Source organism: Streptomyces sp. NPDC056169 (assembly GCF_042268445.1).
GTDB lineage: Bacteria > Actinomycetota > Actinomycetes > Streptomycetales > Streptomycetaceae > Streptomyces.
Genome location: NZ_JBHJUO010000011.1, coordinates 135,810 through 150,388 on the forward strand (window position 1 = coordinate 135,810; position 14,579 = coordinate 150,388).

Consider the following 14,579-nt stretch of genomic DNA (forward strand, 5'->3'; position numbering starts at 1 on the left):
GGCACCCGCCGTCCCTGTGATCGGGGTCGTTCCCTCGATCGTGGCACATGATCGACGAGCCGTACCGGAGCACGCTTGACCTTGTCGCAGCGTCAGGGTTTCTACTGGGGGCCATGCGTATCGGCGAGATCGCCGCGCTCGTCGGGGTCACCCCGCGGGCCGTGCGGCACTACCACCAGTCGGGGCTGCTGCCCGAGCCCCCGCGGCGGGGCAACGGGTACCGGGAGTACGGGATCCGGGACGCCGTGCTGCTCGCCCGGATCCGGCGGCTGACCGAGCTGGGGCTGGGGCTCGACGAGGTGCGCGGGGTGCTCGCGGACGACGAGGGGCGCGGGCTGGTGGAGGTGCTCCGGGAGCTGGAGGAGGACCTCGCCCGGCAGGAGGCGGTCATCCGGGAGCGGCGGGAGCGGCTCGCCGCGCTGCTCGACCGGGCGCGGGGCGGGCTGCTGCCCGCCGAGGGGCCCGTGTCGGCGGAGCTCGGGGAGCTGCTGGCGGGGCTCGGCCCGGTGTCCGACTCGCCCATGGCGGCGAAGGACCGCGAGATCCTCGCCCTGCTCGACACCGTCGTCCCGGAGGAGGACCGGGCCAGGCTGATGGGCCTGCTGCACGGGACCGCGGAGTACGCGCACGAGGTGTACGCGCGGCTCGACGCCCTCGCCGGGGCGGAGCCCGACGACCCGCGGGTGGCCGAGGCCGCCCGGGTGCTCGCCGACTGTCTGCCGGACGAGGCGGGCGTGGAGCTGCCGGCCGAGGGGGCGGGCGCGCTCGCGGACGCCTTCCTCGGCGACCTCGCCCCCGCCCAGTCCGCCGCCGTCCGCCTGGCGATGTCCTTGGTGCGGGAGCGACAGGAGGGGAACCGATGACCGGCCGCCTCCGGGGCGTCGAGGCGGGGCTCCTCCGGGGCCTGCGGCTCGTCGCGTACACCGCGCTGCCCGCCGAGCTCGTCCTCGCCGTGTGTCTGGTCGCCGGGGTGCGGATCCCGGGGGCCGTCCTCGCCGCCGCCGAACTCGTGGTCGTGGCGCTCGTCGCCGGCGAGGTGCTTCTCTTCCTCCGGCTGCGGCGGCGCGGGCTGTCCGCCCGGGAGGCCGTGGCGGAGCTCGTGCCCGAGCCCGTGCTGCGGCTCGTCGGGCACGAGCTGCGGCTGATGACGAGCCTGGCGCGGTGGGTCGCGCGCCGGCCGCACGGGGTCGCCGGCGCGGACGGGGTCTTCCCGCACGCCCGTGACCAGGCCGCGCTGATGTACGGCTTCGCGTTCGTCTGCCTCGTCGAGACGGTCGGCATGTCGTACCTGCTCGCCGACTGGCCCGTCGTCCACGCGGTCGTCCTCGTCCTCGACGTGTACACCGTGCTCTTCGTGCTGGGGCTGCACGCCGCCTCGGCGACCCGCCCGCACGTCCTGACCGGCGACGTCCTGCGGCTGCGGCAGGCCGCGCACGTCGACGTACCCGTACCGCTCGGCCTGATCGCCGCCGTCCGGCGCGAGTCGCTGTTCTCGCACGAGAAGACCGAGGGCGAGCTGAACCTCGCCGTCGGCTCGCAGACCTCCGTCACCATCGAGCTGACGGAGCCGGTCGACGCGCCGCGGCTGCTCGGCGCGCCCCGGCCCGTACGGATCGTCCGGGTCCACGCCGACGACCCGAAGGCGCTGGCCGACGCGCTCACACGGGCGCGAACAGCACCTTCGCCGACCCCGGGTCCGCCTCCGCGAGTCTGACCCGCAGCCACTCCCCCAGCGGCAGGTGGGACGTGCCGCCCGCGATCCGGGCGACGACCGCCGGGTCCTCCAGGTGGACGGTGCCGACGGCCGGTTCGCGTTCCTTCACGTCGATCACGTACGCGTCGAAGACCTCGCCGATCCGCTCGCTCAGGAGCGCCGCCTCGACGATGTCGACGCTCTCGCGCTCGACGGTGTTGGCGCGGCGCGAGCCGGTGGCCATCTCGTCGGGGAGCCCGGGCAGGGCGGCCCGTACCCACTCGGGCGGTTCGTTCCCCGCCACCGCCGCCACGCACAGTTCGCCCGCGTACCGGTCGACGAGCCGGCGCAGCGGCGCGGTGCAGTGCGTGTACTCGTCGGCGACGGCGGCGTGCACGGCCGGGGTGGGGATGTGGCCGTCGGTGAAGACGGTGTACCCGGCGCCGCGCAGGAGGGTGGTGCACTCCTGGAGGAAGGCGGCGTGGCGCGGGTTCGTGGGATCGGCGGAGCGGACGACGTCCGCGTACGAGACGTGGTGCGGCCAGTCGACGCCGAGGGCCCGCGCGGAGCGGCGCAGCCGGGCGACCGCGCCGTCGGGGGCCGTGGGCAGCGTGCGGAGGATGCCGGTGCCGGCGGCGGTCATGAGGTCGGCGGCGGCCATGCCGGTGAGCAGGGAGATCTGGGCGTTCCAGCCGTCGGCGGGGAGCGGCGCCCGGTAGGCGAGGGAGTACGTGTGGTCGGTCTCGACGATCTCCTGCTCGGGGACGCTGAGGGAGATCCCGCCGCGTTCCTCTTCGAGGGCTTCGCGGAGCCGTCCGATCTCGCGGAGGAGGGCGAGGGGTTCCTCGGCCGTACCGGAGTCGATCTGCCGCTGCACGCCCGCGTAGTCGAGTTTGGCGCGGCTGCGGACGAGGGCGCGGCGGACGTCGGTGGCGACCCTGCGCCCCTCGGCGTCGAGGTCGATCCGCCAGAGCAGGGCGGGGCGGGGCTCGCCGGGGAGGAGGCTGGCGGCGCCCTCGGAGAGGACGGCGGGGTGGAGGGGGACCTTGCCGTCGGGGAAGTAGAGGGTGAGGACCCGCCGGTGGGCCTCGGCGTCGAGCGCGGAGCCGGGTGCGACGAACGCGGCGACGTCGGCGATGGCGTAGTGGACGCGGTAGCCGCCGTCGGCCCTGCGGGCCAGGTGCATGGCCTGGTCGAGGTCGGTGGAGGTCGGCGGGTCGATCGTGAGGAACGGCAGGTCGGTGGCGTCGTACGCGGGGAGCCGGGGGGCCTTCGCGACGGCCTCGGCCTCGGCGAGGACGGCGGGCGGGAAGGCGTCGGGGATCGCGAGCTCGGTACGGAGTGCGCGCAGGGCGGCCCGCAGCGGAGCCTCGGCTGCGCCGGTCACGTGGATGTGGCGGCGTGGCATGGGTCGAGCCTATGGCGAGGGGTGGGGCGCGGCACTTTGTAGGCTGGAGCCGGGGCCGCACCCCCACCCCCGTCCGTACGAAGGAGAACCACCGTGCTCGTGCTGTTGCCGCCCTCCGAAGGCAAGGCCTCCTCGGGGCGCGGGGCGCCGCTCAAGCCGGAGTCGCTGTCCCTGCCGGGGCTCGCGGAGGCGCGGGCGGCGGTCCTGGGCGAGCTGGTCGAGCTGTGCGCCGCCGACGAGGAGAAGGCGCGGGAGGTCCTCGGGCTGAGCGAGGGGCTGCGCGGCGAGGTCGCGAAGAACGTCGAGCTGCGGACGGCGGGCGCGCGCCCGGCCGGGGAGGTCTACACGGGCGTCCTGTACGACGCGCTGGGTCTGGCGACGCTGGACGCGGGCGCCCGGAAGCGCGCGGGGCGGTCCCTGCTGGTGTTCTCGGGGCTGTGGGGCGCGGTGAAGGTGACGGACCGGATTCCGTCGTACCGCTGCTCGATGGGGGTCAAGCTGCCGGGGCTCGGCGCGCTGGGCGCGCACTGGCGGGGCGCGATGGCGTCCGTGCTGCCGGAGGCGGCCGGGGACGGGCTCGTCCTGGACCTGCGCTCGTCGGCGTACGCGTCGGCGTGGAAGCCGAAGGGCGAGGTGGCGGCGCGGACGGCGACGGTGCGGGTGCTGCACGCGCCGACCCGGAAGGTGGTCAGTCACTTCAACAAGGCGACGAAGGGCCGGATCGTCCGGAGCCTCCTGGAGGCGGGTGCGGAGCCGGGGTCGCCGGAGGAGCTGGCCGTGGCGCTGCGGGATCTGAAGTACGTGGTGGAGGAGGGCGGCAAGGCGGGGGCGCTCGACGTGCTGGTGGACGAGATCCACTAGCTCCTGTTGCACCCTGCGCAACGCTCGTTGCGCGTCACGCTCGCCATGGGCACGATGAGGCCCATGACGAGCGTGACGAGCGTGTTCGACCTTGCCCCGGAACCGTCGGGAGCCCCCTCCGTCCCTGTCGTCCCCGTCGTGGTGATCGAGGACGCCGCCGACGCCGTCCCGCTCGCCCGCGCCCTCGTCGCCGGCGGGCTGCCGCTGATCGAGGTCACCCTCCGCACCCCCGCCGCGCTCGACGCCGTCCGGGCGATCGCGGCCGAGGTGCCGGAGGCGGTCGTCGGCGCGGGCACGGTCGTCTCCCCGGCCGGGGTCGCGGACGCGGTCGGCGCCGGGGCCCGGTTCCTGGTGAGCCCGGGGTGGACCGAGCGGCTCCTCGACGCGATGCGGGAGTCGGGCGTGCCCTTCCTGCCGGGTGTCTCGACGACCTCGGAGGTCGTGGCGCTGCTGGAGCGCGGGGTGCGGGACATGAAGTTCTTCCCGGCCGAGGCGGTGGGCGGCGTCCCGTATCTGAAGTCCCTCGCGGGCCCCCTCCCGCAGGCCCGGTTCTGCCCGACGGGCGGCATCTCCCTCGCCTCCGCCCCCGCCTACCTGTCCCTCCCGAACGTCGGCTGCGTCGGCGGTACGTGGATGCTGCCGCCCGACGCCCTCGCGGCCCGCGACTGGGCCCGGGTCGAGGCCCTCGCGCGCGGCGCGGCGGGGCTCAGGACCGCTCTCAGCGGGTGAGGCCGGTGAACTCGACCCCCAGGTGGTCGGTCACCGGGCGGTAGCCGAGCCGCTGGTAGAGGGCGTTGCTGGTGGGGTTGGCGAGGTCCGTGAAGAGGAGGACCTGCGCGGTGCCGCCGTCGCGCGCGGCCCGGCTGACCGCCGCGGTGGCACCGGCCGCGTAGCCGCGTCCGCGCTCGGCGGGCGGGGTGTAGACGAGGTGGACGCGGGCCTGCCCCTCGATCGTGCGCGAGACGGCCGCCATCGACACGGGGCGGCCGTCGGGCGTCTCCCAGAGGACGAGACGGCCGCCGGCGACCCGTTCCGTGACGTGCCCGGTGAAGTCCTTGCCCGTGACGTCCTCCCCGATGTCCCGGGCGAACTCGCGCGCCCAGGCGGCGACGAACGGGATGTCGGCCTCGTCCGCGACCCGGGGGCGGCCGGCGGGGGCGGGGTCCGGCGGGACGAGCTCGCCGAGCCGGAAGAGCCGCATCCGGGCGATGGGAGTCCAGGGGCGCCCGCTGGCCTCCGCGAACGCCTCGACGGCCGCCGTCTCCCCCCGTACGGTCGTCGGCTCCTCGCCCGCGGGGAAGGCGAGGGCGCGGGCCGCCTCCACCGTCACGGTCCCGAAGGAGGGCTCGCGGGGCGGGGACACCGCGAGCACCCCGGTGACCCGGCCGTCCGGCTCGGCCCACCAGCCGAGCCGCCCGGCGGAGTCCATGAGGGTGAGCACGGCGGTGTTACGGGCCGCCTCGGCGGCCAGCAGGTCGGCTGCGGCGGCCCGGAAGGCGGCGGCGTCCTCGGTGAAGTACCACGTCATGAGCGGTGATGGTGGTACGCCCCCGGGGACGGGGTCCAGCCGTTTACCACCCGCCCGTTCCCGGCCGCTCCCCCACTCCGGCTCAGCGCAGGTGCGAGGTGTCGTTGAGGAGCCGTACGGACGCGTTGCCGTCGGCGTAGTAGGCCACCGCCGAGATCGAGGCCGCCGACAGCTCCATCCGGAACAGCGACTCCGGCGGCGCGCCGAGCGCGAGCCGGACCAGGGTCTTGATCGGGGTGACGTGGGTGACCAGGAGGACGGTACGGCCCGCGTGGTCGGCGGTCAGCCGGTCCCGGGTGGCGGCGACGCGCCGGGCGACGGCCGCGAAGCTCTCGCCGCCGCCGGTCGGCGCGGCCTTCGGGGAGGCCAGCCAGGCGTCGAGGTCGTCGCCGTACCGCTCGCGGACCTCGCCGAAGGTCAGCCCCTCCCAGGCCCCGAAGTCGGTCTCGCGCAGCCCCCGCTCGACCCGCACGTCGAGCCCGAGGCGGGCGGCGACGGCAGCGGCGGTCTGGCGGCAGCGGGTGAGGGGCGAGCTGACGATCTCCTGGACGGTGCCGCGCGCGGCGAGCGTCTCGGCGACGGCCTCGGCCTGGCGCAGCCCGGCCGCCGACAGCTCGGGGTCGGTGCCGCCGCTCCCGGAGAACCGCTTCTCGGGCGTGAGCGCGGTCTCGCCGTGGCGCAGCAGCACGAACGTCGCCGGGGCGCCCATGTCGGGCCCGGCCCACCCCTGGCGGGGCGCGGCGGGGGCCGCCGTCGACGGCTGGGCCTCCGGCGTCCTGCCCTGCGCGGGTGCGGCCGGCTCCGTGTGGAGTACGGCGGCGGCCTCGGCCTCGAAGTCGCCGGTCGCCTCCGCGTGCGCGGCGGCCGGCGCGTGCGTGGCCGAGGCGAGGGAGGCGCGGGCCTGGGCCGCGAGGGCCTCGTCGTGGGCGAACAAGCCGTCGTCGGGCTGTCCGGCGGAAGAACCGGAAGTCCCGAAAGAACCAGAAGTCCCGGAAGAACCGAAGGAACCGGAGGAACCGGAGGAACCGGAAGTCCCGGTCACGGCGGACCCTGCCCCGGAGGTCGCGCCTCCGGTGGGCGGCTGCGTCCCGCCCGGCCGCGTCGCCAGGGCCGCGCGGGCACGGGCCGCGCCCGCGGTCGCGTCGCCAGGGGGACCCGACGGGGGCGGGGCGGCGGCGTTGCGGGCGGCCGAGGCGTCCAGGCCGGCCGTGGAGGCCGACGGCTCCCACTTGCGGCCCTGCTTGCCGGCGTCCATCGCCTCGTTGGCGAGCCGGTCCGCGTGCTTGTTGAGCTCGCGCGGGATCCACTCGTAGCGGACCCGGCCCGCCGGGAAGACCCGGCCGGCCTCGGCCGCCAGCGGCTTCATGTCCGGGTGCTTGATCTTCCAGCGGCCGGACATCTGCTCGACGACCAGCTTGGAGTCCATGCGGACGTGGACGGTGGCGTCCGGGAAGAGCTCCCGGGCCGCCGTGAGCCCCGCCACCAGGCCCTTGTACTCGGCGACGTTGTTCGTCGCCACGCCGATGTACTCGGCCGCCTCCGCGAGCGTCTCGCCCGTCACCGGGTCCAGGACCACGGCCCCGTAACCGGCGGGCCCCGGGTTGCCCCGGGAGCCCCCGTCCGCCTCGACGATCACCTCACGAGCAGGCGTCATTACAGACCGGACTCCGAGGTGCGGACCAGGATGCGGCGGCAGTTCTCGCACCGGACGACGGTGTCGCGGGCGGCGGCGCGGACCTCGTTGAGCTCGGTGATGTTGAGCTCGATGTGGCAGCCCTCGCACTTGCGCTGGTACAGCCGCGCCGCGCCGACGCCGCCCTGCTGCTCGCGCAGCTTCTCGTACAGCTTGAGCAGGTCGGCCGGGACGGAGCCCGCGACGAGCTGGCGCTCCTTGGTGACGGAGGCGGACTCGGCGTCCAGCTCGCCCTGGGCGGCGTCGCGCCGGGCGGTGGCGTCGTCGGTCTTGGCCTGGACGGCGGAGGACCGCTCGGTCAGCTCGGCGACGCGCTCCTGCGCGGACTCGCGGCGCTCCATGACCTCCAGGACGATCTCCTCGAGGTCGCCCTGACGCTTGGCGAGGGAGACGATCTCGCGCTGGAGGTTCTCCAGGTCCCTCGGGGAGGCCGCGCCGGAGTCGAGCCGCTGCTGGTCGCGCGCGGCGCGCTGGCGGACCTGGTCGACGTCCTGCTCGGACTTGGTCTGCTCGCGTCCGCAGTCGCTCTCCTCGGTCTGCGCGGCGACGAGCAGGTCGCGCAGCTGCGTGAGGTCCTTGGTCAGCGACTCGATCTCGGCGTGCTCGGGCAGCGACTTGCGCCGGTGGGCGAGCTGCTGGAGTCGGACGTCCAGGGCCTGGACGTCGAGGAGGCGGATCTGGTCGGCGGGCTCGGCGTTCAGTTGGGGGCTCCAGGAGAGGTGTGGTGGGAGGACCAGGGGTCGGTGACCGTCTTCGAGACGTGGACGCGGAGGTCCCAGCCGTGACGGTCGGAAATCTCGTCGAGCTGGGCGGCGGCCTGCTCGCACCAGGGCCATTCGGTGGCCCAGTGGGCGGCGTCGACCAGCCCCAAGGGGGACTGTTGGGTGGCCTCGGAGACCGGGTGGTGGCGCAGGTCGGCGGTGAGGAAGGCGTCCACGCCCGCGGCCCGTACGGCGTCGAAGAGGCTGTCGCCGGAGCCGCCGCTGACGGCGACGCGGCGGACGATCATGTCGGGGTCGCCGGCGACCCGGATGCCCTGCGCGGTGGCGGGCAGCCGCTTCGCGGCGCGGGCCGCGAACTCGGCGAGGGTCTCGGGGTGGTCGAGCTCGCAGATCCGGCCGAGGTTGTTCTCGGGCACGAGGGGGCCGGTGACCCGGAGGTCGAGCGCGCCGGCGAGGGCGTCGGAGACGCCGGGTTCGGCGGTGTCGGCGTTGGTGTGCGCGACGTGGAGGGCGATGTCGTGCTTGATGAGGCCGTGCACGACGCGGCCCTTGAAGTGGCCGGCCGAGACCGTCGTCGTCCCGCGCAGATAGAGCGGGTGGTGGGTGACGAGCAGGTCGGCGCCGAGGGCGATCGCCTCGTCGGCGATCTCCTGGACGGGGTCGACGGCGAAGAGGACGCGGCCGACCTCGGCGTCGGGGTCGCCGCAGACGGTGCCGACGGCGTCCCACTGCTCGGCGCGCCGGGGCGGCCAGAGGGCGTCGAGCGCGGCGATGACTTCAGACAGACGGGGCACAGGGGAAAGGCTACCTGTCCCCCGTGCCCCGCAGTCCGGGCGTACCTGCGTACTCCCTCTTCCGTCTACTTCTTCACGAGGTCGGCGCGCAGGTCGTCGAGGACGCTGTTCGCGGCGGTCACGCCGAGGCCGAGGTACCAGGTCTCGTCCGGGACGTCCTTCGCCTGGCCGGCCTTGACGGCCTTGAGGTTCTTCCAGAGCGGGTTGGCCTGGGCGGCGTCCTTCTTGGTGGCCTTGGCGTCGCCGTAGACGCCGGTGAAGATCCAGTCGGCGTCGGCCTCGTCGATCTTCTCGGGGCTGATCTCGGCGGCGAGCTCGTCGATCTGCTGGTTCTTGGGCCGGGGCAGACCGGTGTCCTCCAGGATCGTGCCGATGAAGGAGGCCTTCGCGTAGAGGCGGATCTTGCCCGGGAGGTAGCGGACCATGGAGATCGTCGGCTTGTTCGCGCCGATGTCCTCGCCGAGCTGCTTCGCCTTCGTCTCGTACGCGGAGAGCTTCGTCTTCGCCTCGGCGGTCTTGTCGAGCGCGGCGGCGTTGAGGAGGTAGTTCTCCTTCCAGGTGAAGCCCGGACGGATGGAGAAGACGGTCGGCGCGATCTTCGACAGCTCGTCGTACTTGTCGGCGGCGCGCAGCTGGCTGCCGAGGATGAGGTCGGGCTGGAGGTTGGCGATGGCCTCCAGGTTGAGGTTGTTGATGGTGCCGACGGACTTCGGGGCGCCGGCGTCCTTCTCGAGGTAGGCGGGGATGCCGTCGTCGCCCTCGGAGGGGGCATAGCCGACGGGCTGGATGCCGAGGGAGACGACGTTGTCGAGCTCGCCGACGTCGAGGACGACGACCCGCTTGGGGGCGGCCTTCAGTTCGGTCGTGCCGAGGGCGTGGGTGAGCGTGCGCGGGAACTGGCCCGGCTTCGCGTCGGTGCCCATGGCCGCGGTCTTGGCGGCGGCGTCGCCGAAGTCCTTGCCGCCGGTGGCGACGTCCTTCTTCTTGGTCGCGTCCTCCTTCGCGGAGGTGTCGGAGCCTCCGTCCCCTCCTCCGCAGGCCGCGAGGGAGAGCGCGGCGGCGAGGGCGACGACGGTGGCGGTGCCGCGACGGCGGAAGGACATGAGAAGGCTCCTGTACGGGCTGCTTGAGGCGCTGCTGCGTGGTGCCGTGCGCGCTTCTGTACGGGGATACGGGTACGACCGGCCGGAGTCACAGACTCCGCTTAGGCTCGCCTTACCTTACTCATCACGGGTCACTCCAGCACAGCCACCCCCTCCCCCTCAGCCGAACCGCCGGACGACCACCCTTATGTGTGAAGTGACCGGGCTCGTGTTGTTCGGCAGGAAGTGCGAAAACTAGCTTCGTGGCCGGAGGTGACGAGTCGATGACAGCGTGTGCCATCGAGACCGCGGCCGAGGACGACGACCGCGACAAGGACCCCACCGGGTCGGCCGGCTTCACGATCACGGCCAACGGCGCGTACGCGGCCAGGCTCGCGGGCGCCGGTGACGCCCTGTACGTGGAGCGGTGGACGCTCGACGGCCCCGAGCCGTACGCCGTCCCGCTCCCCCTCGGCCAGCCGGAGGAGCCGCACACCCGGCTGCTGCCCCTCGCGGACGGCCGGGTCCTCGCCGCCCGGCGCGTGGACGGGCGGCGGAACACGTTCTCGCTGCTCTATCCCACCGGCCCGGCCACCGGGGAGCTCCAGCTCGGCGCCGTGGAGGCACCCGGATCGGAGCGGCTGGTCCTGCTGCCGCCCTCGCCGGACGGCATCTGCGCGTACGCGATGTGCGTCGGCCCCGACACGACGACGCTGTGGCTCGTCGCGGGCGGCGCCTTCGGCCCCGAGCAGGTCGCGGAGGTCAGGGGCCGCTGCACGGGCGGGGTGTGGCTCGACCGCACGGGCCGGATGCTCGCGCTCGACCGCCGGCTCGACGGCGGGCCGGTGAAGGCCGTCGCCGTCGACCTGGAGCGGGGCGGCGAGGTGACGCCGCTGCTCCAGATCACCGAGGAGAGCGACGACCGGCTGCTCCTCGCCGACCCGGACAGCGGGCTGCTCCTCATCCGCTCCGACGCGCCGTCGCCGGGGCGCGAGCGGCTCGGCTGGGGCGTGCTCGGCAGCCTGCTGCCCGTGCGGTTCCCGGAGTGCCTGCGGCTCGACGACGCGGCGGTGACGCCGTTCGCGGTGCAGCCCGGGCAGGTCCTGATGCCGGAGAGCTGCTCGGTGGCGCTCCGGATCGACGCGGCGGGCGGGAGCTGGGTGGGGAGCTGGCAGCCCTCGTCCCGCCGGATGGCCCAGTCGGCCGCGCCCGCGGGCTGGCTGGCCGGCGCGGGGCTGTGGACGGCCGAGGGCGTCCTGCGCCTGCCGTACGCGACGGCCGAGGCGCCGTGCGGGCTCGCGGACCTGGAGACGCCGCCCGAGCCGGAGCCGGTCCCGGTGGTGGTGGCCGTCGACGAGCCCCGGATCTGCCGCCCGGTGCCGTTGCAGCAGGCTCCTCTGACGGACCGTAGGCCCGCTGGCTAGACTCGCTGGCCGCACAGCAAGACCGATTTCTACGGGGTGAGTTCCAGCATGTCGGATGCAAGCACGGAGGGTCAGGAGCCGAACGGCTCCGGAAGGCATCGTGGTGAGGCGTCGCCGGCGGAGGACTCCACGTCCTCCCCGCACGGTCGCCACCGCCGCGAACCCGACGGGCAGTGACCGAGTAGTCCAGCACGCGGTTCCATGAGCGGTTCAACACGGTGAAGGGCCCCGGGTCTCCCCGGGGCCCTTCACCGTTCCCCCACCCCCATGGGGTCCCCGCCTCAGCCCTTCTTCAGGCCGAGCACCTCCGCCGCGGCGAACGTCTCGCCCGCCGGGCGGGACGCGTAGTGCGGGGTCAGTACGGAGTCCAGTTCCTCGTACGTGAAGGCCTCCTTGGCCGTGTCGAACTTGGCCGACACCCTGGGCCGGTCCACGACCGCCACCATCCCGCCGTGGACGACGAGCAGCTGGCCGTTGACGCCGGCCGCCGCCGGGGAGGCGAGGTAGCCGACGAGCGGCGCCACGTGCTCCGGGGACAGCGGGTCGAGGTCCCCCTCGGCCGTCGGCTCCGCGAAGCCCGCGAAGACGTCCTCCGTCATCCGGGTCCTGGCCCGCGGGCAGATCGCGTTGGCCGTCACGCCGTACCGGGCGAGCGCGAGCGCCGACGAGGTCGTCAGGCCCACGATGCCGCCCTTGGCCGCCGCGTAGTTGGGCTGGCCGGCCGAGCCGGCGAGGAAGGCCTCGGAGGAGGTGTTGACGATCCGGCCGTAGACGCCGGTCTCCCCCGCCTTGGAGCGGCCCCGCCAGTGCACCGCGGCGAAGTGGGTGGTGTTGAAGTGGCCCTTGAGGTGGACCCGTACGACGGAGTCCCACTCGTCCTCGCTCATCGAGAAGACCATCCGGTCGCGCAGGATGCCCGCGTTGTTGACCAGGACGTCCAGCTTCCCGAACTCGGCGACCGCCAGGTCGATCAGGCCCCGCGCCGTCTCGAAGTCGGAGACGTCGCCGAGGTGCGCGACCGCCCGGCCGCCCGCCGCGCGGATCTCCGCGGCGACCTCCTCCGCGGGCGCGGCGGAGGCCTCTCCGGAGCCGTCGCGGCCGGCCTGCCCGTAGTCGTTGACGACGACGGCCGCGCCGAGCCTGGCCAGTTCGAGCGCCTCGGCGCGGCCGAGGCCCCGTCCGGCGCCGGTGACGATCGCGCTCAAGCCCTCAAGGGGGAGTGACATCTCGCGGAAGTCCTCTCAGATCTCGCAGATCTCGATGCGGGTTCGGATCCGACGCGGGTTCGGATCTCTGTGCGGGTTCAGATCTCCGTGCGGGTTCGGATCTCTGTGCGGGTTCAGATCTCTATGCAGGTGCGGAGGGCCGTGCCCGTCCGCATCTGCTCCAGTGCCTCGTTGATCCCGGCCAGCGGCACCCGGTGGGTGATGAGCGACTCCAGGTCGATGCGGCCGGCCCGCCAGAGCGCGATGGTCCGCTCGTACGACGTGAGGACGTCCCCGCCGCCGTACATGGACGGCAGGATCCGCTTCTCGTCGAAGAACAGCTCGAACATGTTGAGCTGGAGGAAGTCGTCGAGGGCGCCCGCGCCGACGATGCAGAGGGTGCCGCCGCGCCGGGTCGTCTCGTAGGCGGTACGGGCGGTGGCGGACCTGCCGACGACCTCGAAGACGTAGTCGAAGCCCTCCCCCGCGGTGATCCGCTGCTTGGCGTCGGCGAGCGCGTCCGGGGCGACCGCCTCGGTGGCGCCGAAGCGCAGCGCGGCCTCGCGCCGGGACGCGACGGGGTCGACGGCGATGATCTGGGCGGCGCCCTGGAGCTTGGCGCCCTGGATCGCGGAGATGCCGACGCCGCCGCAGCCGATGACGGCGACCGACGAACCGGCCTCCACCTTCGCGGTGTTGATGGCCGCGCCGAGGCCCGTGGTGACGCCGCAGCCGATGAGGGCCGCGATGTCGAAGGGCACGTCGTCGGGGATGGGGACGGCGCAGCCCGCGTCGACGACGACCTCCTCGGTGAAGGTGCCGGTGCCGGCGAAGCCGAAGACGTCCCCGCCGGGGCGCTTGAAGTTGGGCGTGCCGGCGTTCATGAAGCCGGCGAGGCAGAGCTGCGTCTGGCCGCGCTTGCAGGCGGGACAGGTGCCGCAGGCGGGCAGCCAGCAGAGCAGGACGCGCTGGCCCGGGGTCAGGTGGGTGACGGCGTCGCCGACGTCGAGGATCTCGCCCGCGCCCTCGTGGCCGGGGATGAAGGGGGCGGGCTGCGGGAGCACGCCGCTCATCGCGGAGACGTCGGAGTGGCAGAGACCGGTGGCCCGGACGCGGATCCGCACCTTGCCGGGCCCAAAGCCCACCGCCTCGACGTCGTCGAGGACTTCGAGTTTGTCCTGGCCGATCTCGTGCAGTACGGCTGCGCGCATGGTGCGGCTCCCTTCAGGAGTACGGGACGGGGTGGGAGGTCTCAGGAGTGTTCGACGACGGTGTCGGCGAGTACGGGGGCGTCGTCGCGCTCCACGGCGGTGACCGTCACCTGCACGCTGCCCTCGCCCGACCACATCCGGACGCGCAGGGTCTCGCCGGGGAAGACGATCCCGGCGAAGCGCGTGCGGTACGCGCGGACCCGGGTGACGTCTCCGTCGAGCAGGGTGTCGACGACGGCCTTGAGGGTCATGCCGTACGAGCAGAGTCCGTGCAGGATCGGCCGGTCGAAGCCGGCGAGCTTGGCGAACTCGGGGTCGGCGTGGAGCGGGTTCCAGTCGCCGGAGAGCCGGTAGAGCAGGGCCTGTTCCTCGCGGATCGGCCGCTCGACGGTGGCGTCGGGGGCCCGGTCCGGGAGCGCGAGGCGCTCGGAGGGGCCGCGGTCGCCGCCCCAGCCGCCCTCGCCGCGGACGAAGATCTGGGCGTCGTTGGTCCAGAGGGGGCCGTCGACGTCGGAGGCCTCGGAGCGCAGGACGAGGACGGCGGCCTTGCCCTTGTCGTAGACGGCGGCGACGCGGGAGGTGGAGACGGCCCGGCCGCTGACGGGGACGGGCCGGTGGAGCGTGACCGACTGGCCGCCGTGCAGGACGGCGGCGAGGTCGATGTCGATGCCGGGGGCGGAGAGCCCGCCGACGACGCCCATGCCGGCGCCCGCGACGGTGGCGAAGCTGGGGAGGACGTGGAGTCTGGACTCCAGGGTGTAGCGGAGCTCGTCGGGGTCCGTGGCGGGGCTGTGCTTGCCTTGGAACGAGCCGGCGCCGAGTCCCAGGTGGTAGAGCTGGACGTCCTTGTGGTCCCAGGAGATCTCGGCGCTGCGGGGTTCGGCGGCGACGGCCTTGGCGGGGTCGATCGGCATCGGGCTGCTGCTCCTCGTGGGCGAGGTGGCGGGGAAAGACCTCG

14 protein-coding genes are annotated in these 14,579 nt (G+C 74.1%); 5 read left to right on the forward strand and 9 right to left on the reverse strand.

Annotated features, from left to right (window positions below; genetic code table 11):
- Positions 1–113 precede the first annotated feature (113 nt).
- Positions 114–863: a MerR family transcriptional regulator gene (locus ACFC0G_RS19445; protein WP_376404760.1), complete on the forward strand. Its 750-nt coding sequence runs from the start codon at positions 114–116 to the stop codon at positions 861–863.
- The gene (locus ACFC0G_RS19450; protein WP_376404762.1) at positions 860–1,714 is read left to right on the forward strand and encodes a hypothetical protein; all 855 of its coding nucleotides are present in this window, start codon (positions 860–862) and stop codon (positions 1,712–1,714) included. Before ACFC0G_RS19445 ends, ACFC0G_RS19450 begins: the two co-directional genes overlap by 4 nt.
- On the opposite strand, the gene ACFC0G_RS19455 is transcribed toward ACFC0G_RS19450, so the two are convergent.
- Positions 1,659–3,101, reverse strand: a complete 1,443-nt coding sequence (locus tag ACFC0G_RS19455) for an RNB domain-containing ribonuclease (protein ID WP_376404764.1) — start codon at positions 3,099–3,101, stop codon at positions 1,659–1,661. The two genes, ACFC0G_RS19450 and ACFC0G_RS19455, sit on opposite strands and share 56 nt — an antisense overlap.
- 93 nt (positions 3,102–3,194) lie before the next feature.
- Between ACFC0G_RS19455 and yaaA the strand changes: the two genes are divergently transcribed.
- Positions 3,195–3,962 carry a peroxide stress protein YaaA gene (yaaA, locus tag ACFC0G_RS19460; RefSeq protein WP_376404766.1) on the forward strand — a complete coding sequence of 256 codons (768 nt, stop codon included), beginning with the start codon at positions 3,195–3,197 and terminating at the stop codon, positions 3,960–3,962.
- 63 nt (positions 3,963–4,025) lie between these two features.
- Positions 4,026–4,691 carry a bifunctional 4-hydroxy-2-oxoglutarate aldolase/2-dehydro-3-deoxy-phosphogluconate aldolase gene (eda, locus tag ACFC0G_RS19465; protein ID WP_376404768.1) on the forward strand — a complete coding sequence of 222 codons (666 nt, stop codon included), beginning with the start codon at positions 4,026–4,028 and terminating at the stop codon, positions 4,689–4,691.
- Here the strand turns inward: eda and ACFC0G_RS19470 are convergent.
- The 5 genes from ACFC0G_RS19470 to ACFC0G_RS19490 form a co-directional block, all read right to left on the reverse strand.
- Complete coding sequence (locus ACFC0G_RS19470) at positions 4,681–5,490, reverse strand: GNAT family N-acetyltransferase (protein WP_376404770.1); 810 nt, start codon at positions 5,488–5,490, stop codon at positions 4,681–4,683. The genes eda and ACFC0G_RS19470 overlap by 11 nt on opposite strands.
- Before the next feature lie 82 nt (positions 5,491–5,572).
- On the reverse strand, positions 5,573–7,144 hold the full coding sequence (locus tag ACFC0G_RS19475) for a histidine phosphatase family protein (protein WP_376404772.1): 1,572 nt from the start codon (positions 7,142–7,144) through the stop codon (positions 5,573–5,575).
- Positions 7,144–7,884, reverse strand: a complete 741-nt coding sequence (locus ACFC0G_RS19480; RefSeq protein WP_376405217.1) for a zinc ribbon domain-containing protein — start codon at positions 7,882–7,884, stop codon at positions 7,144–7,146. Before ACFC0G_RS19480 ends, ACFC0G_RS19475 begins: the two co-directional genes overlap by 1 nt.
- On the reverse strand, positions 7,881–8,699 hold the full coding sequence (locus tag ACFC0G_RS19485; RefSeq protein ID WP_376404774.1) for a Nif3-like dinuclear metal center hexameric protein: 819 nt from the start codon (positions 8,697–8,699) through the stop codon (positions 7,881–7,883). Before ACFC0G_RS19485 ends, ACFC0G_RS19480 begins: the two co-directional genes overlap by 4 nt.
- Positions 8,700–8,764: 65 nt before the next feature.
- A complete protein-coding gene (locus ACFC0G_RS19490) occupies positions 8,765–9,802 on the reverse strand; it encodes an ABC transporter substrate-binding protein (RefSeq protein WP_376404776.1) in 1,038 nt (345 codons plus the stop codon).
- A 263-nt stretch (positions 9,803–10,065) separates the two neighbouring features.
- Between ACFC0G_RS19490 and ACFC0G_RS19495 the strand changes: the two genes are divergently transcribed.
- On the forward strand, positions 10,066–11,205 hold the full coding sequence (locus ACFC0G_RS19495) for a hypothetical protein (RefSeq protein ID WP_376404778.1): 1,140 nt from the start codon (positions 10,066–10,068) through the stop codon (positions 11,203–11,205).
- Positions 11,206–11,486: 281 nt separating this feature from the next.
- On the opposite strand, the gene ACFC0G_RS19500 is transcribed toward ACFC0G_RS19495, so the two are convergent.
- The 3 genes from ACFC0G_RS19500 to ACFC0G_RS19510 form a co-directional block, all read right to left on the reverse strand.
- Positions 11,487–12,431: a 3-oxoacyl-ACP reductase gene (locus ACFC0G_RS19500; RefSeq protein ID WP_024758182.1), complete on the reverse strand. Its 945-nt coding sequence runs from the start codon at positions 12,429–12,431 to the stop codon at positions 11,487–11,489.
- 113 nt (positions 12,432–12,544) lie between these two features.
- On the reverse strand, positions 12,545–13,621 hold the full coding sequence (locus ACFC0G_RS19505) for a Zn-dependent alcohol dehydrogenase (RefSeq protein ID WP_376404781.1): 1,077 nt from the start codon (positions 13,619–13,621) through the stop codon (positions 12,545–12,547).
- Between the two features lie 41 nt (positions 13,622–13,662).
- Positions 13,663–14,535: a MaoC/PaaZ C-terminal domain-containing protein gene (locus ACFC0G_RS19510; RefSeq protein ID WP_376404783.1), complete on the reverse strand. Its 873-nt coding sequence runs from the start codon at positions 14,533–14,535 to the stop codon at positions 13,663–13,665.
- Positions 14,536–14,579 lie beyond the last annotated feature (44 nt).

Coding starts and splice junctions, on each gene's coding strand:
- ACFC0G_RS19510 (WP_376404783.1), bottom strand. CDS start 14,535: ATGCCGATCGACCCCGCCAAGGCCGTCGCCGCCGAACCCCGCAGCGCC.
- ACFC0G_RS19500 (WP_024758182.1), bottom strand. CDS start 12,431: ATGTCACTCCCCCTTGAGGGCTTGAGCGCGATCGTCACCGGCGCCGGA.
- ACFC0G_RS19470 (WP_376404770.1), bottom strand. CDS start 5,490: ATGACGTGGTACTTCACCGAGGACGCCGCCGCCTTCCGGGCCGCCGCA.
- ACFC0G_RS19450 (WP_376404762.1), top strand. CDS start 860: ATGACCGGCCGCCTCCGGGGCGTCGAGGCGGGGCTCCTCCGGGGCCTG.
- ACFC0G_RS19445 (WP_376404760.1), top strand. CDS start 114: ATGCGTATCGGCGAGATCGCCGCGCTCGTCGGGGTCACCCCGCGGGCC.
- ACFC0G_RS19455 (WP_376404764.1), bottom strand. CDS start 3,101: ATGCCACGCCGCCACATCCACGTGACCGGCGCAGCCGAGGCTCCGCTG.
- ACFC0G_RS19490 (WP_376404776.1), bottom strand. CDS start 9,802: ATGTCCTTCCGCCGTCGCGGCACCGCCACCGTCGTCGCCCTCGCCGCC.
- ACFC0G_RS19475 (WP_376404772.1), bottom strand. CDS start 7,144: ATGACGCCTGCTCGTGAGGTGATCGTCGAGGCGGACGGGGGCTCCCGG.
- ACFC0G_RS19495 (WP_376404778.1), top strand. CDS start 10,066: ATGACAGCGTGTGCCATCGAGACCGCGGCCGAGGACGACGACCGCGAC.
- eda (WP_376404768.1), top strand. CDS start 4,026: ATGACGAGCGTGACGAGCGTGTTCGACCTTGCCCCGGAACCGTCGGGA.
- ACFC0G_RS19505 (WP_376404781.1), bottom strand. CDS start 13,621: ATGCGCGCAGCCGTACTGCACGAGATCGGCCAGGACAAACTCGAAGTC.